Origin of the sequence: Dermacoccus sp. GAS27A, assembly GCF_044909235.1 — a bacterium.
Taxonomy (GTDB): domain Bacteria; phylum Actinomycetota; class Actinomycetes; order Actinomycetales; family Dermatophilaceae; genus Dermacoccus; species Dermacoccus nishinomiyaensis.
Window position 1 is genome coordinate 84,229 of the sequence record NZ_JBIYDW010000003.1, and the last position, 26,016, is coordinate 110,244.

The window sequence follows — 26,016 nt, forward strand, 5'->3', positions numbered from 1 at the left end:
TCCACAGGCTGGGGGCTCGGGCCCGGCACGTTGTCGGTGCCGGCGCCTACGGTGGGGTTCATGGAATCACTCACCGCCGCACCCACGGACGTCGCCCCACAGCTCACCCGGGCTGCGCTGCGACTGCTCGACGTCACGTTCGAGCCTGCGGCGGTGTGCAGCGGTGAACGCTTCGATCTCGTCGTCGAGGCGTTGAGCGATCAGTTGAGCGACACCACGACGGCGCTGCTGGCCACCGCTCCCCCGCCACCCTTCCGCGCGCCCGAGCTGCCTCAGATCGCCGGGGCGACGACGCGTCGCGCGGGCGTGACGTTGCGGCGCGCCGTCGAGGAGGGCACGCTGCCCGGCAGCGGCCGCTCCTTGACCACGTGCCGTGACGATCTGCTCGACGTCGAACGCTCGATCCGCGACCTCGTGAGCACGCACCCACAGCTCGCGTCCACGGCAGCGCTGCCCTGCGCGGACGCGGTGGGGCGCCTCGCGCGCGTCGTCTCCACCTACGCCCACGGCTACGCGCGGGTGGCTGCCGCGCTCGCACGGCCCGGCTGCTCTCGTGAGGCGGCCGCCGACGCGGCGGCCCGCACCGAACGAGCGCTCGTGCGCTGCCTCGATCGCTGCGGTGACACGCGGGCCCTGCGCTGAGCGCGGGCACGCTCCGCCGGGGGCCGCTCAGAGCAGTGCGCGTACCGCGTCGATCTCGCTCGCGTCGTACCAACTGAGTTCGAGGTCGGCGTCGTCGCTCACCTGCTCACCCTCGTCGCCGACGAGGAAGCACGCGACATCGCGCAGCGTCACGTCGCCGTCCACGACGACGCGGCCGGGGAGTGCGCCGCCACCGGTGGAGGCCGCGGGCCTCACTCGAGCGTCCGGCACGTCGACGACCACGACGACGACGCGGCGCCCGGCACAGCCTGCGGCTGCGAGTTGCGTCGCGATGTGCTCGTGCAGTTCCTCGTCGCCGTGCGGGGCGAGCGCGCGCACGTCGTCGGTGACGGCGAACGCCGCCTCCACCGTCAGAGCCGAGGTGGCGAGCGCCGCGACACCGTCAGCGGTCACGGGGCAGTACAGGCGAGTCATCGGAAAGCCTTTCGAGCGGTGGGGCGACGCCTCGAGCCTAGCGGCGCCGCCATGCGCGACGACGACGCGTCGCATGCGGTGCGACGTCGGCGCCCAGCTCGCTCGCGAGATCGCGCACGGCGGCGAGGTACGGTGCGCCATCAGCGCCCTCGAGCAGGGTTCCGCGCAGCACCGCGGCGTCCAGCGCATCGCGCACGTCGGGCAGCACCGCCACGGGTCGCACACCGAGGAAGCGTTCCAACGCGTCCGCGACGACCGACGAGGCGCTCCCGCCGACCGCTCGTTCGCGGGCCTTCGACACGACGACGCGGACGTCGTCGTGCAGGTCGATGATCGCCGGCGCGTGTTGCACGAACCGTTGCAGCGAGACAGGGTCGCAGCCGGCGAGCGCGACGACGTGGTCGGCGCGCGCGAACGCCTCACTCGAGACCCCGACCCGGGAGGGAGCGACGGTGTCGAACAGCAGGCTCTCGTCGGCCTCGACCTCGGCCGCCACGTCGATGACGACCCAGCGGTAGTGCTGGGCGGCGAGATCGAGGACGCGGCCGAGGTGAAATCGGGTCAGCTCGTGCCAGCGCCCGGAATGCCCTATGCCGGTGAGCACGTCGAAGCCGGGCGTGACGTGCGCGGCGATGGAACGTAACTGGTGCAGGTTGAGGGTGCCCGCATCGACGAGACGCGCGGCCGCGAGCACGCCGGGTGCCTCGTCGAGCAGCCCGAGATGCGCCGAGCAGGACGGCGCGACTGTGTCGGCGTCGACGAGCAGCGTCGGCCCGCTCTCGCTCAGGGCCTGCGCGAGATGGGTGGCGCACGTCGTGCGCCCCGGAGCGCCGGGCGGGCCCCACACGACGACGGTGGTGCTCGTCGGCGATGACGCGGCCGCTGCGCCGTCATCGGGCCCGTCGGTGGCCAGGCTCGTCTCGGCCTGTTCTGCGGCGGCCGAGAGCTCGTGCTCGGCGGGGCCGGTGTGCGCGAGGGTCTCGAAGGCCTGCTCCAGCTCGCCCGATCCGACGACGTGGGTCCGTCGCAGGGACCACGCCTCGCACTGGCGAGCGTCCAGAGCGGATGTGGCTGAGACGACACCGAGCACCGACGCACCCCGCACGGTCAGTTCCGCGACGACGCTGCCGTTCATGCCCGGGAAATCAGGGCTGATCGCGGCGACGGTGACGGCGCCCGACTCGGCGGCGCTGAGTAGTTCGGTGACATCGGCGCAGCGCCGCACGAGGGTCGCGTCCTCGACGGAGGCGAGCTCCTCGGCGAACCGCGCCTCGAGACGCGCCGAGATCGCGGTCGCGACGGTGCACACCGTCATCGTCGTCACGAGCGGGCCGCCGAGTCGAGCGGCACCAGCGTGATGCGCGCGCCCGAGTTGACGGCATCGATCATTGCCGGCAACGACTCGCGCGGGACGAGGATCTCGACGGGCGAGCCGTCGGCGACGGCGACGACACCGCCGCTGCGCGAACCGACGTGCGACACCAGGGCCCGCTCGACGCTCTGGTGCGGCTTGTCGAAGCCGGTCGAGCCGGCGCCCTCCTTCTTGTCCGAAACCCAGACCTCGACGTCCCCGCCGGCGCGGATGACGTCGGCCTGCCCGCGCTCGACGTTGACCGACAGGGCGCGAACCGTCACGCCGGAGGCGTCCCCTACGGCGTTCTTCGGCACGAGCTCCCCGGCCCCGACGGCGCGCTGGACGACGCCGCCCGGCTGGGTCGCGCTCGACAGGTACTGCCCGCCGCGATCGTCGAGACGAACCCTCGTCGGCACGAGGTCGGACGAGGTGAGGCGCTGGCCGGGCACGAGGGCGCTCTTCGCACTCCACACCTGCACCGAATCGTCGAACGAGCCGATGACACGCAACGTGCCGAGCACGCCGAGGGCGAGCAGCATGATGCCTACGACCCAGCGCACGTCCTTCATGCCGGTCCGCACGAACCGCCGCGCCGCCTGCGCCCCCGGCGAGACGTCCTTCAACCTGCGTACCCCACGCTCACCCACGATGTTCCTCCTCGTTCGTCCACAGCCGAGAACCATCGTCACGCGGGCGAGCGGGCCCGACGCCTAGAATGATCGTCAGGTTTTGGTAAGAATCTCCGCACCCGTCGAAAGGCACCCCATGGCGCAGCGCTTCGTCCAGATCGCCGACGTGGCGGAGACTCTCAACGTCTCGGCGCGGCAGGTCTACGGACTCGTCAAGTCGGGTGAGCTGCCGGCGATCAAGATCAACAACCAGTGGCGCGTCGAGGCAGCCGAGGTGGAGCGCTACATCGAACGCGCCTACGCCGCAACGCGATCCGCCGTCGCCGCCGGCGGAATGGGCGAGGACTTCTGAGGGCTCGACGTTCGTCCACGCGCGCCTGACTACCTGCTCGGGGGGCCGGCGAGAGGTGTGAACTCAGTCAGCGGCAGCGGCTCAGCGTCCGCTGGCGTTGACGTCGATCCACGCGAGATGCGCGAGCGGGAGCACGAGACTCGCCGCGCCGCGCGCCGGGGTGAGGACGACGTGATCGGCGCTCACCGCGTCGATCGTCCCGACGATCGTCTGCCCGGCGAGGCGATGCCACGCGAGAGGGGCACGTGAACGCGCCACGGCACGCAGCACGCTGCTCCATCCGCGTCCGATCGACGAACCGTCGGCCGCGACGTGGGGGCGCCCCAACCCGCTGACGCAGGCGATGGCATTGACGGGCACGAGACGGAGCCCGGCACGCACGAGGTCGTCGACACCGTGCACCGCATGCACGCCGTCACGATCGAGAGCGAGCCAACCCTCCCCCACGTCGACGAGGTGCCCGCGCAGGGTCTCGTCGCCGACGCTCAGGGCGACGACACTGCCGATCCCGGCGCGCAGCCGGTCGACCAGCGTGACGCCGGCGTGCTCGACGCGCACGCTCTCAGCGACCTCTGCCCGCGCCTCGGCACGTTCCTGTGCCTCCTGGGCAGCCTCGAGGTCGGCCAGCAATCGCTCCATTCGCATGGCTCGACGCTAGAGCAGCGAGGAGCTCGGACGGGCGAAAAAAGTTTTTCATCTTCCACGTCCCCACTCGACACAATGTGCCGTTACATTGCATTCATCGACATCACACGTCACTGAACGTCATCGTTCGTCATGGATGTTGATCGGCTGCGACATGAGTCGCGCCGAGGCGCATGACGCGACGACGAAGGCGGAACGCGATGATCACGACGACCAGGGCGAGCACGTCGAACCCCTCGAGCACACCCGTCACGCCGCAGCAGCTGAGGAGCGCCGGCATCCTGGCGGGCCTCACCGCACCGCTGCTCGCGGCAGCAGCCGTGGCCGTCGCCGTCACGACCCGACGGGCGGTGCCCGGGCCCGGCGCGACGAGCGAGGACGTCATCGGCGTCGCCGCGGGCGCCGTCCTCACGCTCGCGCTGGCCCGCCTGGCGTGGCTCAGTCTTCGCTCTGCCCTCGACCTGCGGTGCGAGGCGCGGCTGCTCGTGGCGGACGACCTCGAGTGTGGCCGATCGGCGCTCGACCGAGTTCAGGTCTGCGATTCGCGCTCTGTCGTGGCGCGCTCTGCACGGGTAACGGCGGACTCGACGGGGTCGAGAACCCGCACGGCGAGTCTGTTCCTCGCTGTCGCGGCACTCATCACCGTCGGCGCGCAGTCGGCCGGGGCCGCCGAACCCGCGCCGCGCCCGTCGTTCTCCGTCTCGGCCGAGGTGATGCCGCCCGCCTCGGCCTCTGTCACCGACGCAGCGGCCGCTTCCGGGACGGTCTCGCCAGCGGCCGCCACTCCCTCGGGCGCGGCACCTGCGTCTGGCACAACCAGCTCGCACGGGCCCGAGCGCGCGGCCCCCGACGTCGACGCCCCGGACTTCGAAAACCCCGACCTCGACTCCCCCGCGTTCGGTTTCCCAGCGTCCGAGTCGGCCCCGTCCGAGGCACGCACATCCGACTCGGCCACGTCCGACACGCCCCAGCCAGCGGTGCCGCGTCCCGGCTGGACACCGGATCCGTTCAGTATTTCGAACGAGCTGTCCGCCATCGTGCTGGGCACGCCGCGCGGTTCAGGCACGGCCGCGGAACACAGGACGCACGTCGTCGTGCGCGGCGACACGCTGTGGAGCATCGCGGCGTCCTACCTCGCCCCGGGCGCACCGGCGGAAGACGTCGCGGCGTCCCTGCCGGGCTGGCTCGAGGCCAACCCGCTGCTGCGGCTCGATCCGGACACGATCGAGGTCGGCCAGCAGCTCACCCTTCCTGCGTCCTTCGTCTCGACCACCTCAGCGTTCGGAGCCCACCGATGACCACCCTCACCCTCGAACGAGCGAGCGTCGCACCCCCGCGCGCGGCCCACGAAATGCCGCGTGAACTCGATCTGCACGAGATCGGCGGGTTGCTCGACGGCTCGCTGCGCGTCGCCGACGTGCCGGCCATCAGCGCGCGCCTCGCGGTCGACGTCAGCCGCGAGCGCCTGCCGCACCGCGGCGAGCACGACGAGATCTTCGGCCCGCAGCACACGGCGACGTCCGCGTTGCCGGACGCACGGGTGTGGACGCAGCGCTTCGCCCTGGCGCTCGTCGAGGCTCTGGCGGGGCGTCGCTCACCGACGCAGCTCACGCCGCACACGAGCCCGGACGTGCTGGCCCGCATCCAGCGACGCCACCGCACGACACTGCGTCGCGGTGCCGCGCCCGGACCGACGGGCGTGCGGCGCGTTCAGGTGTGCCAGCCGTGCGACGGCGTCGTCGAAGCGGCCGTCGTCGCCCGCGTCAACGGCCGTGCGACGCCGATCGCCCTGCGCCTCAACGGGGTCGACGGGCGCTGGCAGGTCACCGTCCTCGAGCTGATCTGAGCGTGTCCGCGCCTCAGCGCTTGCGCTTCTTGCCGCCCTTGCTCTTGCGGCTGCGCGCTGCGGAGCGACGCTGTTCGCGCGACATCTGCTCTTCGTCGTCCATGACGTGCCCGTCCTTGGCGACGACGTGCTCCTCAGCGAGGCCCTCCTCGTTGGGCGCCGTGAAGTGCAGCTGCTCCTGCTTGGGTGCGGGCGTGGATGCCTCGACCTCGGCGGGGTCGACGTCGACGTGGAAGAACAGCTGCGTGGACTCCTCCTTGATCGACTCCGTCATCGCCTCGAACATCTGGAAGCCCTCGCGCTGGTACTCGACGAGCGGGTCGCGCTGAGCCATCTGCCGCAGGTGGATGCCCTCCTTGAGGTAGTCCATCTCGTACAGGTGCTCGCGCCACTGGCGGTCGAGGACGGTGAGCACCACGCGTCGTTCGACCTCGCGCGCAACGCTCGAACCGAGGAAGGCGACGCGGTCGTCGAACGCGTGCTGCGCATCGGAGCGCAGTTCCTCGCCGAGGATCTCCGGCGTGATGCCGGCGCGCCCGCCGAGCTCCGCCTCGAGCTCCTCGAGACCGATCGTGATCGGGTAGAGCTCCTCGAGGGCGCCCCAGAGTCGCTCGAGATCCCAGTGCTCGGAGAAACCGTCCGCGGTCGCCGTCGCGACGTACGTGTCGATCGTGTCGTTGATGAAGTGGCGCATCTGGCCGTCGATGTCACCCTCGAGCACACGCTTGCGTTCGGCGTAGATCGTCTCACGCTGACGGTTGAGCACGTCGTCGTACTTGAGGACGTTCTTGCGGATCTCGAAGTTCTGGCCCTCGACCTGGCCCTGGGCGGACTGGATCGAGCGCGAGACGATCTTGTTCTCGATCGGCTGGTCGTCGTCCATGCCGGAGCCCGACATGAACCGGTCGACGAGCGCCGCGTTGAACAGGCGCATGAGGTCGTCCTGCAGCGACAGGTAGAAACGCGACTCACCGGGGTCGCCCTGGCGACCGGAGCGTCCGCGCAGCTGGTTGTCGATGCGGCGCGACTCGTGACGCTCGGTGCCGAGGACGTACAGGCCGCCGAGCTCCTTCACCTCATCGTGCTCGGCCTTGACCGCGGCCTCCGCCTTCGCGAGGGCCTCGTCCCAGCTCGCCTCGTACTCCTCGGGCGTCTCCTCCGGGTCGAGGCCCCGCTGCTTGAGCGCGGCGACGGCCATGAACTCGGGGTTGCCACCGAGCATGATGTCGGTGCCTCGACCGGCCATGTTGGTCGCCACGGTGACGCCGCCCTTGCGCCCGGCCTGCGCGACGATGGCGGCCTCACGCTCGTGGTGCTTCGCATTGAGCACCTCGTGCGCTACGCCCTTCTTGCGCAGCAGCTCCGACAGGCGCTCCGACTTCTCGACGCTCGTCGTACCGACGAGGACTGGCTGGCCCTTGCGGTGACGCTCGGCGATGTCGTCGGTGACGGCACGGAACTTCGCGTCCTCGGTGCGGTAGATGCGGTCGGGCTGGTCGACGCGCTGCGGCGGGTTGTTCGTCGGGATCGTGACGACGCCCAACTTGTAGATCTGGTACAGCTCGGCGGCCTCGGTCTGGGCCGTACCCGTCATGCCCGACAGCTTGTCGTACATGCGGAAGTAGTTCTGCAGCGTCACCGTCGCGAGCGTCTGGTTCTCGTTCTGGATCTCGACGCCTTCCTTGGCCTCGATCGCCTGGTGCACACCCTCGTTGTAGCGACGTCCGGCGAGCATGCGGCCGGTGTGCTCGTCGACGATGAGGATCTCGCCGTTCATCGCGACGTAGTCCTTGTCGCGCTTGAACAGTTCCTTCGCCTTGATGGCGTTGTTGAGGTAGCCGATGAGCGGCGAGTTCTGCGCCTCGTAGAGGTTTTCGATGCCGAGCAGATCCTCGACCTTCTCGATGCCCGGCTCGAGCAGGCCGACGGTCTTCTTCTTCTCGTCGATCTCGTAGTCGCCCGGCTTCGTGATCTTGCCGTCCTTGCCTTTCTCCGCGCGCGTCAGGTGCTCGACGATCGAGGCGAACTCGACGTACCACTTCGTCGCCGCGTCGGCAGGGCCGGAGATGATGAGCGGCGTGCGGGCCTCGTCGATGAGGATCGAGTCGACCTCGTCGACGATGGCGAAGTTGTGGCCGCGCTGCACGAGCTCGTCCGTCGACCAGGCCATGTTGTCGCGCAGGTAGTCGAAGCCGAACTCGTTGTTCGTGCCGTACGTGATGTCCTTGTTGTACTCGTCTCGGCGCTGCGCCGGCGTCATCGACGACAGGATGCAGCCCGTCTCGAGCCCGAGCGCGCGGTGCACGCGGCCCATGAGCTCGGACTGGTACTCGGCGAGGTAGTCGTTGACGGTGACGACGTGGACGCCCTTGCCTTCGATCGCGTTGAGGTAGCTCGGCAGTGTCGCGACGAGCGTCTTGCCCTCACCGGTGCGCATCTCGGCGACGTTGCCCATGTGCAGCGCGGCACCACCCATGATCTGCACGTCGAAGTGACGCTTGCCGATCGTGCGCTTGCTCGCCTCGCGCACGGCGGCGAACGCCTCGGGCAGGATCTGATCAAGGCTCTGCCCGTCCGCGAGTCGCTTGCGGAACCGGTCGGTCTCCTCCCGCAGTTCGGCGTCGGTGAGCTTTTCGAAATCCTCTTCGACGATGTTCACCTGAGCGGCGATCGCCTCGAGCTTCTTGAGCGTTCGTCCTTCGCCGGCGCGCAGAACACGTTCGACAATTTTGGGCACGCGAGACTCCGTAAATCGTTGATCGATCACCTCGGGCGACGGGCCGTTCTCACGGGCCCTCACGCGAGGTGGCGCCCGACGCGCGGGCACAGTTCCCCTAAGAGTAATGGGTGAGCGGCGGCGCCGCCCCGTCAGAGTCCGCTGGGTCGGGTGCGTCTGCGGTTGCCTGTTCCCCCGGCGCCTGACGCAGCAGCGCGCGCGCCTCGGCGCGCGAGGACACCCCGAGCGTGCGATAGATCCGGGCAAGGTGGTTGCGCACGGTGTTCTCCGACAGGAAGAGCGTCGCGGCGATGCTGCGGTTCGAGCGGCCACGAGCCACAAGGTCGAGCACCTCGCGTTCGCGCGCGGACAGGGCATACGTCGGGTGGGGCGCCCGGGCGAGGGCGCATGCCACCGCCCACACCTGAGCCGCTCGCTCGGGTGCCACGTACGGCTCGTCGGCACGCAACATCCGGGCGAGCGCCGCTTCGTCGAGTGGCGTGGGCACCTCGGCGAGCACACCGTGAACACCGCAGCGGATGGCGGTGGCGAGGATGTCGTCGTCCTCGGTGACGACGAGCAGGTGCTCGGGGGTAGCGTGTTCGAGCTGCGCGAGCAGCTCCGCGGCGCTGCGCGGCGCACACCACCGCCACGGCACCTGGCCGCCGGTGATGACGCCGGCATCAGGTCGGCGACCCCTGAGAAGGTCGCGCGGCGCGCCGGCGACGTTCATCGTTCGAGCCTGTTGGACGAGAGCGCTCGCGTGCACGAACCCGACCCCATGGAGGCGTCAGGGCGCGTTCGCCGGGCGGCGGGCGGTCCGTGACGCACCCGCAGCCCGGCGTCATCGGGCGCGCTGCTCAGGCTGTCTCCTCCAGCGTGTCCGGTGCTTCGTCGACGACGTCGAGGTGGATCACTCCATAGCTCCACCCACGGCGGCGGTAGACGAGGCTCGGACGACCGCTGCTCTTGTCCTGGTAGAGGTAGAAGTCGTGGCCGACGAGTTCCATCTCGCGCAGGGCCTCGTCGACGTCCATGGGCGCGCTCGCGTGCACCTTCTCGCGCAGCTGCACCGGGCAGTCCGGATCCTCACCGAGCTGGGCGGCCTCCGGCGCGTCGTCGCGCGTGTCGGGCATGATCTCGAGCACCGGCAGATCCGCCGTCGCCTCCGCGACGGACATCGTGCGGTGCTGGCCGCGCTGGATACGACGACGGTCGTGCTGGCGGCGCAATCGCTCACCGAGCTTTCCCATGACGAGGTCGAGGGCCGCGTACTCCTCGTCCGCCGACGCCTCCGCGCGCACGACGGACCGCTTCGAGCGGCACGTCACCTCGACGCGGTAGGCCTCCTTGGCGCGGCGCGGGTTCGGCTCGTGCGTGATGACGACGTCGCAGCGCATGACGCGCGGGTCGAGCTGCGGAACCTTGGCCAGCTTGTCCTCGACGTGTCGCGCGAGGCGGGCAGGAACCTCGACGTGTCGGCCGGTCACGGTGATCTCCATGGAAATCGACTCCTCGGATCGAGAGAAACTTCGGTGAGAAATCGGCCCCGTCAGCCCGGCTGCAGGCGTCGGGAGCCGCTTCGTGCGCGCCACCACCTCCTGCGGGGATGCTTGTTCGATGTCCTCCAACCTAACCCCCCATCGACGCCCGGGGAAGGGTTCGGGAACGGTCGATTCCGGCCGCCCCCGCTGCGGGCGCCGGCGGGGTGTGATCGTCCCGCGGTCAGCCTGCCGAGCGGGCGTTCGGCTCGTGCGGCGTCGCCGCGAGCGCCGCGACGGCGACGACCCGCACGCCCGCTCGTTCCAGCGTCGCGTGCGCCGCGGCGAGCGTCGCACCGCTCGTCACGACGTCGTCGAACAGGACGACGCGCGCGCCGGCGCGAACGAGACGCTCCGCCGTCCGCGGCTCGATCCTGAAGGCCCCTTCGACGTTGCGGCGTCGCTCGGCGAGAGTCAGCCGCGCCTGATCCGCGACGCCCCGATCGCGGTGCCGCAGCAGGCTCCGTCCGCTGACGAGGCTGGTGCCCCGACACACGGCGTCGCACAGTTCGCCCAACGGAAAGCGTCCCCGCTCACGGTAGGCCGCGGCCCGGGACGGAATGGGCACGAGGACGAGTGGCCCGGCGCCGGCCGATGGCCGCGCGCCCAGCGCGGCATCTTCGAGTGTGGCGTCGGTGAGTGCGCGAGCGAGCGAGCGGCGCGCGAGGCGCACGAGGACGTCGAGGCCGTCGCTGCGTCCACGATCCTTGAACGCCGTGATGGCCTCGCGCAACGGCCCGTCGAACGCCGCAGCGACGGCGACGTCGAGTTCGGGGGCGTGATGGGCTCGCACCGTGAACGCTTCACGGCACAGACCGGCGTCGCACGTCGCGCACCAGCTCGGGCCCCATGCGCCGCAGCCGAGACAGTTCGACGGCCACGCCAGATCGACGACGTCACGCAGCGCGCCCCTCACCCACGCGACCGGCGGCGTGAGCCGGGCGCCGACGTCGCGAGACTGGCGGGGCACACCCGCGATGATGCCGCCCGCGCGACGACGTCACCACCGACACGCGCTCGCCCCTGTGGACGAGGGTGCGCCGCAGCGCTCCCCCGGGCCACAGCCGTCACCGGTTGTGGACGACGGAGTCTCGGCCCACGCTGTCCGGCGCGCTTTCGACCACCTCATCCAGAGCGACGAGCACGTTCGGCGCGCGCCGAACGACGGCGTCCCAAGCGGAGACGGGTGTCAGGATCGCGGGGCGATGAGGTCGCCCCGGGTGAGGAAACTGCTCCACGAGGAGCCCTGGCGCGTGAAGACGGTGTTCGCGTCGGTTCGCACGAACAGGCCGCTTCGCCCGTCGAGAGTAGACACGAGGCTGCTCGCGCCCGTGACGCCGCCGAGGGGCACCGGGGCGTCGTCGAGCGGCACGAGGGTCGGTTGCAGGAGACCGTCGCTCGTGCCGAGGACGGCGAGGGACGTGCCGTCCGCCCACACGACGTCCTTGACGTCGTGCACGCCCGGCGCGATGTCGTGCGCCGGGCCGAGGGAGACAGGTCGACCGCGCTCGTCGCGTTCGACGGCTGCGACGACGGCGCGCGCGTCGTCGCCGTCACGGATGGTGAGAGCGACGCGGGAGCCCTCGGGCGACACGCTGAGCGATGTGACGGAGGACGCGCCGAGCCACGGGACGTCGAGGGCTGTGGGTGTTCGCGTCGGCGAGGTCGACGTCGTGTCGAGCGCCCACAGCGCGGCGCTCGAGGTGTCGCCTGTCCTCTTCGACCTGGACGCCTGCGACGACGGTGTTGATGCCGACGACGTGCGGCCTGCCACCCACAACCATCCGGAGCTGTCGAACGCGGGACGCACGAGCTGGTTTCCGAGATCGGGGACGGTGACGTCGGTGCCGTTGAGCCAGCGTCGTACCGACGTGCGGTCCTTCGAGATCGCCGCGATCTGCCGCCCGCCCTGGCCGGCGGCGAGCAACGACCAGTCGGCCGGCACCGCGGGCAGCACGGGGCGTCCCTGCGCCGCGCGGGCGTCGGTGCCCGAGACGGAGTCGTTCGCCCGGGCGTGCGTCCAGGCGAGGTAGGCGCCACTGCGGGAGATGACCTCGTCGAGGCTGTCGGCGGTGATTGAGTAGCCGACCTGGCTCGGGTCGCTCACCTGCGCAGGCAGGTTGTCGGTCTCCAGGCGCGCCCCGCCGACGCGCACCGAGACCGAGCGCACCTCCGGCGCCTGCATGACGGTCGCCGTCACCGACGCCCACAGCGCGGCGCGCGCGGGGTTGTCGGCAGCACTCGCGCGGCTGGAGAGCGCGACGTCCGCCTCGCCGTCGCGCACGGGCACGGCGTCGACGGCGAGCGCCGTCCCCGTCGGCAGGCTCGTCGCGATGGCGGGGCGCAGCCACTGCGGTGGGGCGGAGAGCGCCGCGCGCGCGAGCGCCGTCGCGAGACCCTGGCGCGGCAGCAGGCGCGGGTCGGGTACGAGCGAGCGTCCGTAGGCGGCCGGGTAGTACACGTTGACGCGGCTGAACAGGCGCGCGACGTCCGTGCTGCTGATCCACACGCCCAGCCCGTCGGGCACCTGGCTGAGGCGCCATCCCCCGGCCGTGGAACTCACCGTGAAGCGCAGGTCGCGGCGGGTCGTCGACGGTTGGCGCACGAGGTGGCCATCGGCGTCGATCGTCGCGACGACGGGGACGCTGAGACGCACCGTCGTCGTGTCGGGGCGGGTGGCCGTGATGTCGCTGTCGCCCGCGAAGACGGTGACGGCGGTGCCCGGTTTCCAGCGACGGCTCGCGTCGCCGGTGAGGAAGGTGCGGGCAGCCTGGTAGTCGTCGTGCGCGGACATCTGGGCGCGCAGGAAACCAGTCGCGATCTGGCGCGGATCGTCGTAGGCCGACGCCGTCAGCGGCTCGACGGCGAGCGGTTCGCTGTCGTCCTTCGCGTCGACGGCCTTGCCCGGCGCGACGCTCGACGTCGAGGGCAACCCGACGCACCCGGCGGTCGCGAACACGCTCGCCGCGGCAGCCACGGCCACCAGGGCGCGCGGCGGCCTGCGTCGCGGGCTCATCGTGGGTCCTCGGCGTCGACGGCGCCCTCACCGTCGATGACCTGGGGCAGCGCGTTCGAGCGCTTCTTCGCATCGATCGCGACCGGGTAGCCCGACGCGAGGCGTGCCCCGCCGTCGGAGGTGCGCATCGTGCCGCTCGAGATCTGTTTCGTCCTCGCGGTGAGGCCGGGCTGCAGCGGGCCCGGACTCGCGGCGATGGCGACGCCCTGCACGCGCGGCAGCGTCAACCGGAAGCAGGAGCCCTCGCCGGGTGCGCCCCACGCCTCGAGAAAACCGTCGTGCAGGCGGGCGTCCTCGAGAGAGATCGACAATCCGAGGCCCGTGCCGCCCGTCGTGCGGGCGCGGGCGGGGTCGGCGCGCCAGAACCGGTCGAAGACCTTGTCCGCCTCGCCCTCCTTGAGTCCGATGCCGTAGTCGCGGACGCTGACGCTGACGGCAGTCGAGTTGGCGCGCAACGTCACGACGACGGGCTGGCCCTGGCCGTGCTCGATGGCGTTGGCGACGAGGTTGCGCAGGATGCGCTCGACGCGGCGGCGGTCGACGTCGATCGTGACGTCGTTCGGCGCGTCGAGCACGAGGCGGCAGCCGAGCTTGTCGGCGAGCTGCGCGTGCATGTCGTTCACCTCGGCGCACAGCTGGCGCATCGACGTCGGTGTGCGGCTCAGCACGGCGCCGCCGGCGTCGAATCGGCTGATCTCGAGCAGGTCCGCGAGCAGCGACTCGAAGCGGTCGAGCTCCTTCGACAGCAGTTCGGAAGAACGCGCGACGTGCGCCGCGAAGTCGCCGCGTGAGTCGTGGATCATGTCGGCGGCCATGCGGATCGTCGTCAGCGGTGTGCGCAGTTCGTGCGAGACGTCGGAGGTGAAGCGTTGCTGCAGGTGCGACAGGTCCTCGAGCTGGCCGATCTGACGTTGCAGGCTCGAGGCCATGGCGTTGAAGCTCGTCGCGAGGCGCGCGATGTCGTCCTCTCCGCGCACCGGCATGCGTTCGTCGAGGTTGCCGGCGGCGAGGCGCTCGGAGACGTGCGCGGCGGAGCGGACGGGGGTCACGACGAGGCGCGTCGCGAGGTAGGCGCAGGCGCCGAGGAGCAGGATGAGCGCGAGGCCGCCGGCGGCGAACGAGGTGCGCACGATGCTGAGCGAGTCGGCTTCCTTGTCCATCGGGAAGATGAGATACAGGTCGTACGCGCCGGCGTTGGGGATGCTGACGCGTGAGCCGACCATGACGGCGGGGATGTGGCGGCCGGTCGCGTCGAGGGAGATGATCTTCGTCTGCTGATGCGCGGGGTCGCGGGCGAGGGCGCCGCGCACGTCGGCGGGTGGGGTGAAGCCGCGCGCACGGGCCGTCGCGACGAGGGGGATGCCGGGGCGCGTGTTGTCGCTGGCGCGCATGAGGATGACGAGGCGCGCGGAGTCGTCGAGCGGGCTCGCGATGCGTTGCACGGAGTCACGCGAGAGGTTGTAGAGCGTCGTCATGTCGGTCTTGTCGGTCGCGTCGAACGCGCTCTGGACGTCAGCGGTCTCGCTCAGCGCGATCTGTTGCGCGGACGCGGTCTTGCTGCGCACGAGCCCGTCGGCGATGCCCTGGTACATGAGGGATCCGACGGCGATGACGACGGTGAGGCCCATGAGCATCGTCAGGCTGATGACGCGCACGTGCAGGCTGCGTCGCCAGCTGCGCACGCAGAACGCGACGAGGCGCCTGATTGCGCGGCGGGACGCGTCGTAGGCGCGTCGTAGGACGCTGCGGGGTGCCTCAGGTGGCGGGTGTGCTGGCACCGGCCTTGTATCCCACACCTCGCACGGTCACGACGATCTCGGGCCTCTCCGGGTCCTTCTCGACCTTGGCGCGCAGGCGCTGGACGTGCACGTTGACGAGGCGCGTGTCGGCGGCGTGGCGGTAACCCCAGACCTGTTCCAGCAACACTTCGCGACTGAACACCTGCCATGGCTTGCGGGCGAGGGCGAGCAGGAGGTCGAACTCGAGGGGAGTGAGGGAGATCGGGGTGCCGTCGCGGGTGACGGAGTGGGCGGCGAGGTCGATCGTCAGGTCGCCGATGGTGACGGTTTCGGGTTCGGCGTCGCCGCGGCGCAGGCGGGCGCGGACGCGGGCGACGAGTTCGGCGGGTTTGAAGGGCTTGTTGACGTAGTCGTCGGCGCCGGCTTCGAGGCCGGCGACGACGTCGAGGGTGTCGGTGCGGGCGGTCAGCATGACGATGGGGACGTCGGATTCGGCGCGGATGGCGCGGCACACTTCGACGCCGTTCTTGCCGGGCAGCATGACGTCGAGCAGGACGAGGTCGGGTTTCGCGTCGCGGAACGTGGCGAGTGCTGACGTGCCGTCGCCGCAGTGGGTGACGTGGTAGCCCTCGCCGCGCAGAACGATGCCGAGCATCTCGGCGAGTGCCGGGTCGTCGTCGACTATCAGCACACGGTTCATCACGTGGGGGCCCCTTCCTTCGTGCGGCGCGTGCGCCCGGTGGGGCGCCGTCCTCGGCTCATTGTCACACATGCCTGCGGGCCCTCCCCGGACCTCTTCAGGCGTCCTGCCGTCCCCGGGACGTTCGTCCCCACTCTGCCTGCGCGTGCGTTCTGTCTGGCCGAATGTGGACGTGATTCGCACAGGTGGACGAGAACCTCGAAGGTGGACAGGAATTGCGAATGTGACCGCAAATCGCAGTTGTGCACGCCTCACGGGTGAAACGGCGACAGCCACGCGGGCATCACCGCGTCGCAACGTGGACGGCCTGCGTGTCGCACCGAGCGAGGCCCCCGGGCCGAGCCGGAAGACGCGCCGAACAAGATCGGAGCCGGAACGCGCCGAGACTGGACCGGCGAGCTTGCGAGCCGGCCAGCATCGGCACGTTCCGGATCGTGCGGGCCGTACCACGTCGCAACGTGGACGGCCCGCGTGTCGCACCGAGCGAGGCCCCCCGGGCCGAGCCGGAAGACGCGCCGAACAGGATCGGAGCCGGAACGCGCCGAGACTGGACCGGCGAGCTTGCGAGCCGGCCAGCATCGGCACGTTCCGGATCGTGCGGGCAGCACCGCGTCGCAACGTGGACGGCCCGCGTGTCACAGTGAGACGGGCCCGCCAGGGCCCGGCCACAAGACGCGCCAGAGAGAATCAATCCGGAACGCGCCGAGACTGGCGCGCGCTTGCGCGCGGTCAGTAGCGGTAGTGCTCCGGCTTGTACGGGCCGGCAACGTCCACGCCGATGTATTCGGCTTGATCCTTGCGCAGTTCGGTGAGTTCGACGCCGAGGGCGTTGAGGTGGGCGCGGGCGACCTTTTCGTCGAGGTGCTTGGGGAGCGTCTTGACGAGGGGTTTGCCGTTGTCGGTATAGGCGTTGCCGTTGGTCCACAGTTCGATCTGGGCGATCGTCTGGTTGGCGAACGAGTTGGACATGACGAAGCTGGGGTGGCCGGTGGCGTTGCCGAGGTTCATGAGGCGGCCTTCGGACAGCACGATGATGGAGCGTTCGTCGTCGGCGCCCTTGTCGAACGTCCATTCGTGGACCTGCGGCTTGATCTCGACCTTTTCGATGCCGGGGATCTTGGCGAGGCCGGCCATGTCGATCTCGTTGTCGAAGTGGCCGATGTTGGACACGATGGCCTTGTTCTTCATGCGTGCCATGTGGTCGGCGGTGATGATGTCGAAGTTGCCGGTCGTCGTGACGAAGATGTCGCCGTACTCGCAGGCCTTGTCCATCGTCGTCACCTGGAAGCCTTCCATCGCGGCCTGGAGCGCGCAGATGGGGTCGATCTCGGTGATGACGACGCGGGCGCCCTGTCCGGCAAGGGCGGCGGCGACGCCCTTGCCCACGTCCCCGTATCCGGCGACGACGGCAACCTTGCCGCCGATGAGGACGTCGGTGGCGCGGTTGAGGCCGTCGATGACGGAGTGGCGGGTGCCGTACTTGTTGTCGAACTTCGACTTCGTCACGGAGTCGTTGACGTTGATCGCCGGGAACAGCAGTTCTCCCGCGCGGGCGAGTTCGTAGAGGCGGTGCACGCCGGTGGTCGTCTCCTCGGTGACGCCCTTGATGCGCTCGCCGACCTTCGTCCACTTCTGCGAGTCGTCGGCCATCGTGGAGCGCACGAGGGCCTTGAAGACGCTGAACTCCTCGGAGTCGGCTTCGGTGGTGGGCGGCACCTGGCCGGCCTTCTCCCACTCGGTGCCCTTGTGCACGAGCATCGTGGCGTCGCCGCCGTCGTCGAGGATCATGTTGGGGGCGTCGTCACCGGACCAGGTGAGGATCTCGTTCGTGCAGGCCCAGTACTCCTCGAGGCTCTCGCCCTTCCAGGCGAACACGGGGACGCCCTTCGGGTCCTCGGGCGTGCCGTCGGGGCCGACGACGACGGCGGCGGCCGCGGCGTCGTCCGTCGAGTAGATGTTGCAGCTCGCCCAGCGGACCTCGGCGCCGAGCGCCGTCAGGGTCTCGATCAGGACGGCCGTCTGGACGGTCATGTGCAGCGAGCCGGCGATCTTGGCGCCGGCGAGCGGCTGCGACTCGGCGTATTCCTCGCGCAGGCTCATGAGGCCGGGCATCTCGTGCTCGGCGAGGCGCAGCTGGTGGCGGCCGGCCTCGGCGAGGCTGATGTCGCGGATCTTGTAGTCGAAGGACATGGGGATGTCGTTCCCTTCGGTTGTCGAATGACGTTCTCGATCAGGCGTCGCCGGCGCGCCCCTCTGGGCTGCTTCGCGCATGGGTCATCACCCACGCCGAACGCGTGCTCGTCAGTCTATCCGCCATCACTGACAGGCCGCCGGGGGCGCCGCATCGCTCAGTGCGCGGCGGCCACCTCGCCGCTGCGGCGGGCGAGCACGGGCGTCACGAGGGCGACGAGGACGAGACCGACGAGGACGCCGACGATGGCGCTGATGAGGGTGTTCGTCAGCCAGGCGAGCACTCCCCCGAGCGCTCCGGTGGCGTCGGCCACGGCGTGCTCGACGTGGTGGACGGCGTCGTACGGCGCGCGCCAGCCCAGTTCGGCGGAGTTCGCCAACAGGATGTGCCCACCGACCCACAGCATCGCCACGACGCCCAGCGTCGACAGGAACGACATCACCTTGGGCATCGCCGCCACGAGTCCACGGCCGAGCTTCTCGTTCTTGCCCGACTCGACGAGGTGCAGGCCCACGTCGTCCATCTTGACGATCAGTGCGACGACGCCATAGACGAGCGCGGTGATGAGGAACGCGACGACGATGAGGACGATGGTGCGGGTGAGGAAGGGTTCGTGATCGACGGTCTGCAGCGAGATGACCATGATCTCGGTCGACAGGATGAGGTCGGTGCGGACGGCCTCGGCGATGACCTTGTTCTCGTCGACGGACTCGGTGGCGACGTCCTCGGCCAGGTGCTCGGCCGGGGTCTCCTCGCGGTGGGCGCGGCGGTTCGCGAGGGCGTGATGGATCTTCTCCGCGCCCTCGTAGGAAAGGTAGAGGCCGCCGAGGATGAGCAGGATCGTCACCGCAATGGGCAAGAACTGTGACAGCACGAGGATGACGGGCAGGATGATGAGCAGCTTGTTGCGGATCGAGCCCTTCGCGATCTTCGCGATGATCGGCAGCTCGCGTTCCGCGGCGAGACCCTGCACGTAGCGCGGCGTCACGGCCGTGTCGTCGACGACGACGCCCACGGCCTGCGTGCTCGCCTTGCCGGCAGCGGCGGCGACGTCGTCGACGGACGCCGCAGCCATGCGCGCGAGCGCGGCAACGTCGTCGAGCAGTGCGAACAGTCCGCCCGCCATCAGCGCACCTGCGCGCTTCGGTGCGACGGCGGCATGGCGTCAGGCCTCGGGTGCGGAGCGGCGGGCATCATGCGCACAGCCTAGAGAAACCTGGGAGGCTCACGAAATACGCTGAGGGAAGCTATCCACTTCGAGCTTCAGCCTTCGATGCGCGTCGCACCGTGCTGGGTCGAGCCGCCGTCGTTGACCCGCTCGTCGGGCAGGTCGGTGTGCACCGCGGACGAGCGGTGCCCGATACGGCTGCCGACGCGCCCGAGGTCGATGTCGGGTTCGAGGTACATGAGCAACTGCATGTCGGGCTTCGCGGCACGTGCCGCCTGTTCAGCCATGTCGATGGCGTGGGCGATCTCCTCACCCGTGTCGCTCTTGTCGACGGCGAACTTGACGGCGACGAGCAACTCCTCGGGGCCGAGGTGGCTCGTCTTCATGTGGATGACGCGGTTCACGCCGTCCGCCGACTCGATGGCACGTCGGATGTCGCGCACCGTCTCGGGGGTCGCGGCCTCGCCGAGGAGCATGGACTTCGTCTCACGGAACAGGAAGATCGCGACCAGGATGAGCAGGATGCCGATGAGGCCGGCGCCCACGGCGTCCCAGATGCCGTTCTGCGTGACGAGGGCGAGCGAGACGCCGACGAGGGCGAAGACGAGACCGGTGACGGCCGCCGAGTCCTCGCACAGGAGCACGGGCAACTCGGGGCTCTTCGCCGACTTGAGGAACTGCCCCCAGCTCTGTTCGCCCTTCTGCTCGCGTGCCTCCTTGGCCGCCGTCATGAGGGAACGGCCTTCCATGAGGATCGCCAGCACGAGCACGACGATCGGCACCCACCACCAGGCCTCGTCCGTCGACGGCTGCTTCGCGCCGGGCTCGCGCATCTGATGGAACTTCTCGTACGCCTCGAACAGCGAGAACAGGCCACCGAGGGAGAACACGATGATGCTGACGACGAAGCCCGCAAGGTAACGCTCACGCCCGTAACCGAACGGGTGATCCTCGTCCGCGTCCTTCTGGGCCTTCTTGCCGCCGATGAGCAGGAGGATCTGGTTGCCCGAATCGGCGGCGGAGTGGATGCCCTCGGCGAGCATCGAACTCATGCCGGTGAGCAACCACGCGATGATCTTCGTGACGGCGATGCCCAGATTGGCGGCCAGCGCGGCGAAGATCGCCGTGTTGTTGCCGCTGTGCCCGCCCGATCCGGCTTCCTTCTCGTCACTCATGCCCCCGAGAATAGGTGGCGACTCTCGCGCCGCCAACCGCGACGGCGCCGTCACACCCCCTCGATCCAGCGAAGAACCCGCCGCGCCGACTCTGCTCTACCTCAGCGAATCCGACGTCCGGGCAGCGTTCACGGCAGACGTCGCGCACGCCTCGCAGCACGCGGCGTTCATCGCGCTCGGACGCGGAGAGGCGCTGCTGCCCGCACGTCTGCTGCTGCCGGGGCGCGGCGACGACGTCGCGTTCTGCTACGCCGCGCGGGCCGAGGCGAGCGCACCGGCCGTCAGCAAGTTCGGTTCGGTACACGCCGGCAACGTCGACGCGGGGCTGCCCGCGGTGCACGCGCTCGTCACGGTGCTCGACCCGACGACAGGTGTGCCGACGTGCGTCATGGCAGGCACGACGCTGACGACACGCCGCACGGCGGCAGCGAGCGCCGTCGCGATGGAGGCGTTGTGGTCCCCTGACTCGAGCGGGCGCGACGACGTCCGTGTGGCCGACGGCGCAGGTGTCGGTGCCCGGGACGGCACCGGTGTTCATGTCGCGATCGTCGGGAGCGGCGTGCAGGCCGAGGCGCACGCGCACGCGTTGTGCGCCGTCGGCGGTGAGCACACGGTGGGTCGCATCCGGCTCGCGGCGCGCGACCGCGCGAGTGCCGACGAGTTGGTCGCGCGCTGGCATACGACGAGGCCCGAGGGCGCACCCGACATGGAACTCGTCGACACGGTCGAGCAGGCGTGCGCGGACGCCGACGTCATCGCGGTGTGCACGACGTCGACGACGCCCGTGCTCGAGGCGACCTGGGTGCGTGACGGCGCCCTCGTCATCTCCGTGGGCTCGTTCAGCGCCGAGCGATCCGAGGTGCCGAGCGACCTCGTCGCTCAGGCACGCGTCGTCGTCGACGACCGCGAGACGGCACTGGCCGACAACGGGTGCGTCGTCGCGGCCCTCATGGCCGGGGTGCTCGAGACCGGCAGCGTCGAGACGCTCGGCGAGGTGCTCGTGCGCGACGCCGCACATGCCGATGACGATGACGCAGAACGTCACGTCTGGAACGACGACTCCTCGAACAACGGCGTCACCAACCACGGCGCCGCCGACAGCGACGCAGGCGCCCACGGTGAGCGTCGCCCGCGCGTGACGCTCTACGCCTCGGTCGGGATCGGGTTGCAGGACGCTGCCGCGGCCGTCGCGGTACAGGAGGCCGCCCAGCGCGCCGGGGTCGGGGCGCCGCTGCCGCTCTGACATCGCTGCCAGGGCTCACTCGCCGTCGCACCCCGGGGTTCATTCGGGGCGCATCCTGGGGCTCAGTCTCGCCGTCGCACCCCGGGGTTCATTCGGGGCGCATCCTGGGGCTCAGTCGAATTCGAGCCCCAGCAGCGCGTTCTCGAGCACCTCGGTGAGCGCCGGGTGAATCCAGTACTGCCCGCGTGCCATCTCGTCGGCGGTGAGCCCGAACGACATCGCCTGGACTGCAGGCTGGATGACGATCGAGGCCTCCGGGCCGACGAGGTGCACGCCGAGCAGCTTCTTCGTCGCCTTGTCGGCGATGACCTTGCAGATGCTCGTCGTGTCCTCGAGGGCCCAGCCGTAGGCGATGTCGCCGTACTTCTGCACCTTCGTCGTGATGGCGTGCCCGCCCTCGCGCGCCTCGTCCTCCGTCAGCCCGACGGTGGCGACCTGCGGGTGCGTGAAGACCGCCGCCGGCACGACGTCGTGCGGGAACGCGCGCAGGTCGTCGGGGTGGACGAGGTTGTGCGCGACGCAGCGCTCCTCGGCGTTGGCGACGTGCTTGAGCTGGTAGCGCGAGGAGCAGTCGCCGAGTGACCAGACGCCGTCAGCGCCCGTGCGTCCGTACTCGTCGACGACGATGCGCCCGTCGTCGCGCACCTCGACGCGGGTGTTCTCGAGGCCGAGGTCGTCGGTGTTGGGGATGCGGCCCGTGGCGACGAGGAGCATCTCGCCCTCGACGACGCGCCCACCTCTCAGCGTCACGCGGATCGTCCCGTCGCGCTGTTCGATCGACTCCATGACCGCATCACGTTCGAGAGCCCACTGGTCGGTGGCGGCGTGGGTGAGGACGCGGCTGACGTCGTCGTCGGCGTGGCGCAGCACGCGCTTTCCGCGTGCGAGCATCGTCACCTCGACGCCGAGGGACGAGAACACGTGGGCGAACTCGAGGGCGATGTACCCGGCGCCGGCGATGACGAGCGAACGCGGCAACTTCTCGATGCGCATGATCGTGTCGCTCGTCTCGTAGGGCACGCCGCTGTCGGTGACGACGGGCGGGATGTTGGGACGCGCGCCGGTCGCGATGACGATCTGGTCGCCGCTGATCTCCTCGTCATAGCCCTCGACGCGCAGCGTACGGTCGCCGGTGAAGCGCGCGTGGCCGCTGAACACGGTCGTGTTGCCGTCGTCGCTGCCGCGCTCGCGGTACGCGCGTCCGCCCGCGGAGATCGCGTCGATGCGCTCGAAGACGCGGTCGCGGATGTCGTCCCAGCGCACCTGATCGACGTGCGCGTCGACGCCGAGGCGCGACGCCTCCCGCGCGCTGCGCGCCACCTCGGCGGCCTGGACGAACATCTTCGTCGGGATGCAGCCGACGTTGAGGCAGGTGCCGCCGAAGACACCCTTCTCGATGACGGCGACGCGCTTGTCGGCGAAGTCGGGCGTCACGAGCGAGTTGCCCGAGCCGGTGCCGATGATGACGAGGTCGAAATGAGCCATGCCCCAACCTTAGGCGCAGGCGGGGACAACCCCGGAACGCCGGGCATTTCTTCTCACGGACCTCTCTGCGCGAGCGAGCCTCCCGAGCCTCGAGGCGTCGAACGATGGGCGTCAGTGCGGGTGGCGCAGGCGCTCCATGAGGACGGCCGCCTGCGTGCGCGATTCGAGGCCGAGTTTCGCGAGCAGGCTGGTGACGTAGTTCTTCACCGTCTTCTCCGCGAGGTGCAGGCGCCCCGCGATCTGACGGTTCGTGTACCCCTGCGTGATGAGGTCGAGCACGCGCTTCTCCTGCTCGGTGAGCGCGGCGAGTTCGGGGCTCTCGAGGGCACCGTCACCGCGCAGGCGCGCGCGGATGACGTCGGCGTCGGCGGTGTCGAGCAGCGACTCCCCCGCCGCGACGCGTTCGATCGTCTCGATGAGGTCGGCGCCGCGCACCTGCTTGAGGACGTACCCACTCGCGCCCGCGAGGATCGCGGCGAGCAGGGCCTCGTCATCGTCGTAGGAGGTGAGGATGAGGCAGCGGATGTTCTCGTCGACGCTGCGCACGGCGCGGCACACCTCCATGCCCGTGCCGTCTGGCAGCCGGCCGTCGAGGATGGCGACGTCGGGGCGCGCCGCCGGGATGCGCCGCGTCGCCTCCTCTGCGCTGCCGCTCTCGCCGACGACCTCGCAGCGCCCCGATGACGCCAGCAACTCGGCCAGGCCGCGACGGACGATCTCGTGGTCGTCGAGCAGATACACGCGCACAGTCATGACCCCATTGTGGCCGCTGCGTTGAGTTCGCGCCGCGCGCTCCCCCAGGATGGGCGCATGACGGACTTGACCCTGGTCTCGTTCCAGCCCGTCAGCCGCGTCGGCGTCACACGCCACCCACGCGATCTCGTCACGATCGCGGAAGATGAAGCCCTCGACCGGCCCGGGCAGCGGCCACCGCACCGGATACCCCGACACCGGCTGCTGCTCGCACAGCAGCCGCACGAGCGCGTCCCGATCACCGTCGTCACGCAGCCGAATGTCGACGCCCATGCACAAAACACGGCGCTGACGCCGCGTCAGCTCAGGAGGTTCCTGCCACATCACCGGCGCGCAGGTGAGGACGAAGGTCCCCGGGCGCTGCGGTGAGGCGCGGGTGAGGATGAAGCATGCCCTCACCGAGCGAACCGACACCGGAGCAGATGCTCGATGCCATGGGACGGACCGGTCGGGCGCACGTCAGCGTCTCGCGGGGTGCTCTTCCGTTCGTCATGCCCTGTGGCGTGCGTGTTACGGGTGGCGACGTCGTCGTCGAGACGGCCCACCCGAGCGTCACACGCGGCGCGCAGCGACGCGACATCGCGGCCGTGCAGGTCGAGGCGCTCATCGACGGAACGTGCTGGTCGATCAGCGTCACCGGCCCGCTCGCCATTCGCTCGACGTCGGATGCACCGCAGCGCGGCGATGTCGTCCTGCCGACGCGGGAGGCTCTGTTCAGCGCCGAGTGCCTATCATCGGCGCATGGTCACCGCGTCGATCCGCTCCTTCGATCCGGTCTTGCCGAACGAGCCTGACGAGGCTCTGCTGGCCGCCGTCATCGAACTGAGCAAGGATCTCGAGCTCAAACCACTGCTGCGCCGATTCGTCGAGACCGCAGCGGAACTCACCGGCGCCCAGTACGGGGCGCTCGGCGTGCTCAACGCCGAGGGGCGCTTCGACGACGTCGTCATCCACGGCATCGACGCCGAGACGGCCGCACTCATCGGCGACGGCCCCCACGGCGAGGGCGTCCTCGGCGCGATCATCGCCCACCCGCACACGCTGCGCGTGCCCGACATCGCCGCGCACGAGGCGAGCGTCGGCTTTCCCGAGCACCACCCGCCGATGTCGTCGTTCCTCGGCTGCCCCGTCGTCATCCGCGGGCAGGTCTACGGCAACATCTACCTGACGAACAAGCGCGACGCCGAGGAGTTCTCCGCCCGCGACGAACGGGTGCTCGAGGCGCTCGCGTCGGCCGCGGCGTCCGCCATCGCGCACGCTCGGACGCTCGCCGAGGCGGGGGCCCGCGAGCGCTGGCACCGCGCGGCGGCCGAGGCCGCGCAGCTCCTCTCGCAACTGCCGCCGGCGCAAGCGTGGCCGCAGGTCGTCGCGCGGTTCGACTCGATCCTCACCGCCAACCACGTCGAACACGTGCCGGGTCACCGCAGCGCAGCGCGCCTCGGCGACCTCGCCGAAGAACTGCTCCTCGCGCCGCGCGCACGATTCTTCACGCACGACGTCGCGGCGCGCCTCGTCGACGAGCGCATGCGCTGCGCGATGGTCGTGCCGCTCGCCAGTGACGGCGAGAACCCGGAGCTGCTGCTGTTCGCCTGGGACCGCCCGACGCTTTCGCTCGACCCCGAACCCATGGAGGCCATCGGGCAGACGATCGCGGACCGACTCTCGGTCGCGACGTTGCTCGCCTACCGGCACGCCGAGGCCGAACGCGTCGCCATCCTCGAAGATCGCGACCGCATCGCGCAGGACCTGCACGACCACGTCATCCAACGCATCTTCGCCGCCGGCATGCGCGTGCAGAGTGCGCTGCCGCGCATCGACGACGAGGTCGCCGTCGAGAAGCTCGACGCCGTCATCACCGACCTCGACGAGACCGTCACCGACGTGCGCCGCGCGATCTTCGACCTGCACACCGGTGGCGCCGCGTTGGCGCTCGCGCACACCGTCGACCAGCTCGCCGCGCAGGCGCAGGACGCCCTCGGATTCGCGCCGAGCGTCAGCGTCAGTGGTGCCTACTGGACGCTCGACGACGCCCTCGTCACCGACCTGCTCGCCGTGATGCGTGAGGCACTGAGCAACGCGGCGCGGCACGCGCACGCGAGCGCCGTGCGGGTCGTGCTCGACGTCGGCGACGAGGTGCTCGTCAAGGTCACCGACGACGGACGCGGCCTGCCCGAGCACCTCGAACGACGCTCGGGGATCGCCCACCTCGTCGCGCGGGCCGAGCGACTCGGCGGCACCTGCGTCATCCGCGCGAGGCGCAGTGGCGGCACGGCCGTCGTGTGGCGCGTGCCGAACCGTCGCGCGGCTGTGACGCCCTGACGGGCTGGGCTCAACCGCAGCGAGACGTCACCCTTCGCGCGAGCGCGGTCGGAGTTCGGGCGCTTCA

24 protein-coding genes are annotated in these 26,016 nt (G+C 70.2%); 8 read left to right on the forward strand and 16 right to left on the reverse strand.

Features of this window, described 5'->3' with window-relative positions:
* Positions 1 to 60 precede the first annotated feature (60 nt).
* Positions 61 to 642 (forward strand): hypothetical protein, encoded by a 582-nt coding sequence (locus tag ABH936_RS04065; protein ID WP_144694592.1) that lies wholly within the window; start codon positions 61 to 63, stop codon positions 640 to 642.
* A 27-nt stretch (positions 643 to 669) separates the two neighbouring features.
* On the opposite strand, the gene ABH936_RS04070 is transcribed toward ABH936_RS04065, so the two are convergent.
* Genes ABH936_RS04070 through ABH936_RS04080 form a run of 3 tightly spaced genes read right to left on the reverse strand, consistent with a single transcriptional unit; the run spans position 670 to position 3,078 of the window.
* Positions 670 to 1,077 carry a DUF6912 family protein gene (locus ABH936_RS04070; RefSeq protein ID WP_006945782.1) on the reverse strand — a complete coding sequence of 136 codons (408 nt, stop codon included), beginning with the start codon at positions 1,075 to 1,077 and terminating at the stop codon, positions 670 to 672.
* Between the two features lie 37 nt (positions 1,078 to 1,114).
* A complete protein-coding gene (locus tag ABH936_RS04075; protein ID WP_062258536.1) occupies positions 1,115 to 2,401 on the reverse strand; it encodes a ParA family protein in 1,287 nt (428 codons plus the stop codon).
* Positions 2,398 to 3,078, reverse strand: a complete 681-nt coding sequence (locus ABH936_RS04080) for an SAF domain-containing protein (protein WP_313489976.1) — start codon at positions 3,076 to 3,078, stop codon at positions 2,398 to 2,400. The genes ABH936_RS04075 and ABH936_RS04080 overlap by 4 nt, the downstream gene beginning before the upstream one ends.
* Before the next feature lie 118 nt (positions 3,079 to 3,196).
* Between ABH936_RS04080 and ABH936_RS04085 the strand changes: the two genes are divergently transcribed.
* Entirely contained in the window at positions 3,197 to 3,412 is a 216-nt protein-coding gene (locus tag ABH936_RS04085; RefSeq protein ID WP_006945776.1) for a helix-turn-helix domain-containing protein, read from the forward strand.
* Positions 3,413 to 3,493: 81 nt separating this feature from the next.
* On the opposite strand, the gene ABH936_RS04090 is transcribed toward ABH936_RS04085, so the two are convergent.
* On the reverse strand, positions 3,494 to 4,057 hold the full coding sequence (locus ABH936_RS04090; protein WP_144694594.1) for a hypothetical protein: 564 nt from the start codon (positions 4,055 to 4,057) through the stop codon (positions 3,494 to 3,496).
* A gap of 200 nt (positions 4,058 to 4,257) precedes the next feature.
* On the opposite strand from ABH936_RS04090, the gene ABH936_RS04095 reads away from it, so the two are divergent.
* Entirely contained in the window at positions 4,258 to 5,355 is a 1,098-nt protein-coding gene (locus ABH936_RS04095; protein WP_404602668.1) for a LysM peptidoglycan-binding domain-containing protein, read from the forward strand.
* Positions 5,352 to 5,903: an Rv3235 family protein gene (locus ABH936_RS04100; protein ID WP_038568921.1), complete on the forward strand. Its 552-nt coding sequence runs from the start codon at positions 5,352 to 5,354 to the stop codon at positions 5,901 to 5,903. Before ABH936_RS04095 ends, ABH936_RS04100 begins: the two co-directional genes overlap by 4 nt.
* A gap of 13 nt (positions 5,904 to 5,916) precedes the next feature.
* Here ABH936_RS04100 and secA read toward each other — a convergent pair whose 3' ends face one another.
* The 10 genes from secA to ABH936_RS04150 form a co-directional block, all read right to left on the reverse strand.
* Positions 5,917 to 8,640 (reverse strand): preprotein translocase subunit SecA, encoded by a 2,724-nt coding sequence (gene secA / locus ABH936_RS04105; RefSeq protein ID WP_038568923.1) that lies wholly within the window; start codon positions 8,638 to 8,640, stop codon positions 5,917 to 5,919.
* 97 nt (positions 8,641 to 8,737) lie between these two features.
* Positions 8,738 to 9,352, reverse strand: a complete 615-nt coding sequence (locus ABH936_RS04110; protein ID WP_074040677.1) for a response regulator transcription factor — start codon at positions 9,350 to 9,352, stop codon at positions 8,738 to 8,740.
* Between the two features lie 127 nt (positions 9,353 to 9,479).
* Complete coding sequence (hpf, locus tag ABH936_RS04115; RefSeq protein WP_038568925.1) at positions 9,480 to 10,121, reverse strand: ribosome hibernation-promoting factor, HPF/YfiA family; 642 nt, start codon at positions 10,119 to 10,121, stop codon at positions 9,480 to 9,482.
* 223 nt (positions 10,122 to 10,344) lie between these two features.
* Positions 10,345 to 11,130 (reverse strand): ComF family protein, encoded by a 786-nt coding sequence (locus ABH936_RS04120; RefSeq protein WP_051806019.1) that lies wholly within the window; start codon positions 11,128 to 11,130, stop codon positions 10,345 to 10,347.
* A 219-nt stretch (positions 11,131 to 11,349) separates the two neighbouring features.
* The gene (locus ABH936_RS04125) at positions 11,350 to 13,176 is read right to left on the reverse strand and encodes an LpqB family beta-propeller domain-containing protein (RefSeq protein WP_404602669.1); all 1,827 of its coding nucleotides are present in this window, start codon (positions 13,174 to 13,176) and stop codon (positions 11,350 to 11,352) included.
* A complete protein-coding gene (gene mtrB / locus ABH936_RS04130; protein ID WP_115297233.1) occupies positions 13,173 to 14,954 on the reverse strand; it encodes an MtrAB system histidine kinase MtrB in 1,782 nt (593 codons plus the stop codon). The genes ABH936_RS04125 and mtrB overlap by 4 nt, the downstream gene beginning before the upstream one ends.
* The gene (mtrA, locus tag ABH936_RS04135) at positions 14,932 to 15,618 is read right to left on the reverse strand and encodes an MtrAB system response regulator MtrA (RefSeq protein ID WP_115297234.1); all 687 of its coding nucleotides are present in this window, start codon (positions 15,616 to 15,618) and stop codon (positions 14,932 to 14,934) included. Before mtrA ends, mtrB begins: the two co-directional genes overlap by 23 nt.
* Before the next feature lie 726 nt (positions 15,619 to 16,344).
* Positions 16,345 to 17,805, reverse strand: coding sequence for an adenosylhomocysteinase (gene ahcY / locus ABH936_RS04140; protein WP_404602670.1), 1,461 nt, complete (start codon positions 17,803 to 17,805; stop codon positions 16,345 to 16,347).
* A 158-nt stretch (positions 17,806 to 17,963) separates the two neighbouring features.
* Positions 17,964 to 18,932: a DUF808 domain-containing protein gene (locus ABH936_RS04145; protein WP_404602671.1), complete on the reverse strand. Its 969-nt coding sequence runs from the start codon at positions 18,930 to 18,932 to the stop codon at positions 17,964 to 17,966.
* Between the two features lie 137 nt (positions 18,933 to 19,069).
* Positions 19,070 to 20,149 (reverse strand): cation diffusion facilitator family transporter, encoded by a 1,080-nt coding sequence (locus ABH936_RS04150; RefSeq protein ID WP_404602672.1) that lies wholly within the window; start codon positions 20,147 to 20,149, stop codon positions 19,070 to 19,072.
* Here ABH936_RS04150 and ABH936_RS04155 point away from each other — a divergent pair.
* A complete protein-coding gene (locus tag ABH936_RS04155) occupies positions 20,148 to 21,392 on the forward strand; it encodes a hypothetical protein (RefSeq protein WP_404602673.1) in 1,245 nt (414 codons plus the stop codon). The genes ABH936_RS04150 and ABH936_RS04155 overlap by 2 nt on opposite strands.
* Positions 21,393 to 21,503: 111 nt before the next feature.
* Here ABH936_RS04155 and mtr read toward each other — a convergent pair whose 3' ends face one another.
* Positions 21,504 to 22,877 carry a mycothione reductase gene (gene mtr, locus ABH936_RS04160; RefSeq protein ID WP_006944436.1) on the reverse strand — a complete coding sequence of 458 codons (1,374 nt, stop codon included), beginning with the start codon at positions 22,875 to 22,877 and terminating at the stop codon, positions 21,504 to 21,506.
* Between the two features lie 111 nt (positions 22,878 to 22,988).
* The gene (locus tag ABH936_RS04165; protein ID WP_040014450.1) at positions 22,989 to 23,630 is read right to left on the reverse strand and encodes a response regulator transcription factor; all 642 of its coding nucleotides are present in this window, start codon (positions 23,628 to 23,630) and stop codon (positions 22,989 to 22,991) included.
* Positions 23,631 to 23,687: 57 nt separating this feature from the next.
* On the opposite strand from ABH936_RS04165, the gene ABH936_RS04170 reads away from it, so the two are divergent.
* Genes ABH936_RS04170 through ABH936_RS04180 form a run of 3 tightly spaced genes read left to right on the forward strand, consistent with a single transcriptional unit; the run spans position 23,688 to position 25,949 of the window.
* Positions 23,688 to 23,999, forward strand: a complete 312-nt coding sequence (locus ABH936_RS04170; RefSeq protein WP_131941318.1) for a hypothetical protein — start codon at positions 23,688 to 23,690, stop codon at positions 23,997 to 23,999.
* A gap of 20 nt (positions 24,000 to 24,019) precedes the next feature.
* Positions 24,020 to 24,424, forward strand: coding sequence for a hypothetical protein (locus tag ABH936_RS04175; protein WP_038568943.1), 405 nt, complete (start codon positions 24,020 to 24,022; stop codon positions 24,422 to 24,424).
* A complete protein-coding gene (locus tag ABH936_RS04180) occupies positions 24,408 to 25,949 on the forward strand; it encodes a GAF domain-containing sensor histidine kinase (protein ID WP_006944434.1) in 1,542 nt (513 codons plus the stop codon). The genes ABH936_RS04175 and ABH936_RS04180 overlap by 17 nt, the downstream gene beginning before the upstream one ends.
* The last annotated feature ends 67 nt before the right edge of the window (positions 25,950 to 26,016 follow it).

Coding starts and splice junctions, on each gene's coding strand:
- ABH936_RS04100 (WP_038568921.1), top strand. CDS start 5,352: ATGACCACCCTCACCCTCGAACGAGCGAGCGTCGCACCCCCGCGCGCG.
- ABH936_RS04090 (WP_144694594.1), bottom strand. CDS start 4,057: ATGCGAATGGAGCGATTGCTGGCCGACCTCGAGGCTGCCCAGGAGGCA.
- ahcY (WP_404602670.1), bottom strand. CDS start 17,805: ATGTCCTTCGACTACAAGATCCGCGACATCAGCCTCGCCGAGGCCGGC.
- ABH936_RS04070 (WP_006945782.1), bottom strand. CDS start 1,077: ATGACTCGCCTGTACTGCCCCGTGACCGCTGACGGTGTCGCGGCGCTC.
- ABH936_RS04150 (WP_404602672.1), bottom strand. CDS start 20,149: ATGAGTGACGAGAAGGAAGCCGGATCGGGCGGGCACAGCGGCAACAAC.
- ABH936_RS04095 (WP_404602668.1), top strand. CDS start 4,258: ATGATCACGACGACCAGGGCGAGCACGTCGAACCCCTCGAGCACACCC.
- ABH936_RS04175 (WP_038568943.1), top strand. CDS start 24,020: ATGCCCTCACCGAGCGAACCGACACCGGAGCAGATGCTCGATGCCATG.
- mtr (WP_006944436.1), bottom strand. CDS start 22,877: ATGGCTCATTTCGACCTCGTCATCATCGGCACCGGCTCGGGCAACTCG.
- ABH936_RS04125 (WP_404602669.1), bottom strand. CDS start 13,176: ATGAGCCCGCGACGCAGGCCGCCGCGCGCCCTGGTGGCCGTGGCTGCC.
- ABH936_RS04165 (WP_040014450.1), bottom strand. CDS start 23,630: ATGACTGTGCGCGTGTATCTGCTCGACGACCACGAGATCGTCCGTCGC.
- ABH936_RS04110 (WP_074040677.1), bottom strand. CDS start 9,352: ATGAACGTCGCCGGCGCGCCGCGCGACCTTCTCAGGGGTCGCCGACCT.
- hpf (WP_038568925.1), bottom strand. CDS start 10,121: ATGGAGATCACCGTGACCGGCCGACACGTCGAGGTTCCTGCCCGCCTC.
- ABH936_RS04085 (WP_006945776.1), top strand. CDS start 3,197: ATGGCGCAGCGCTTCGTCCAGATCGCCGACGTGGCGGAGACTCTCAAC.
- ABH936_RS04145 (WP_404602671.1), bottom strand. CDS start 18,932: ATGGCGGGCGGACTGTTCGCACTGCTCGACGACGTTGCCGCGCTCGCG.
- ABH936_RS04170 (WP_131941318.1), top strand. CDS start 23,688: ATGACGGACTTGACCCTGGTCTCGTTCCAGCCCGTCAGCCGCGTCGGC.
- ABH936_RS04065 (WP_144694592.1), top strand. CDS start 61: ATGGAATCACTCACCGCCGCACCCACGGACGTCGCCCCACAGCTCACC.
- ABH936_RS04155 (WP_404602673.1), top strand. CDS start 20,148: ATGCCCCCGAGAATAGGTGGCGACTCTCGCGCCGCCAACCGCGACGGC.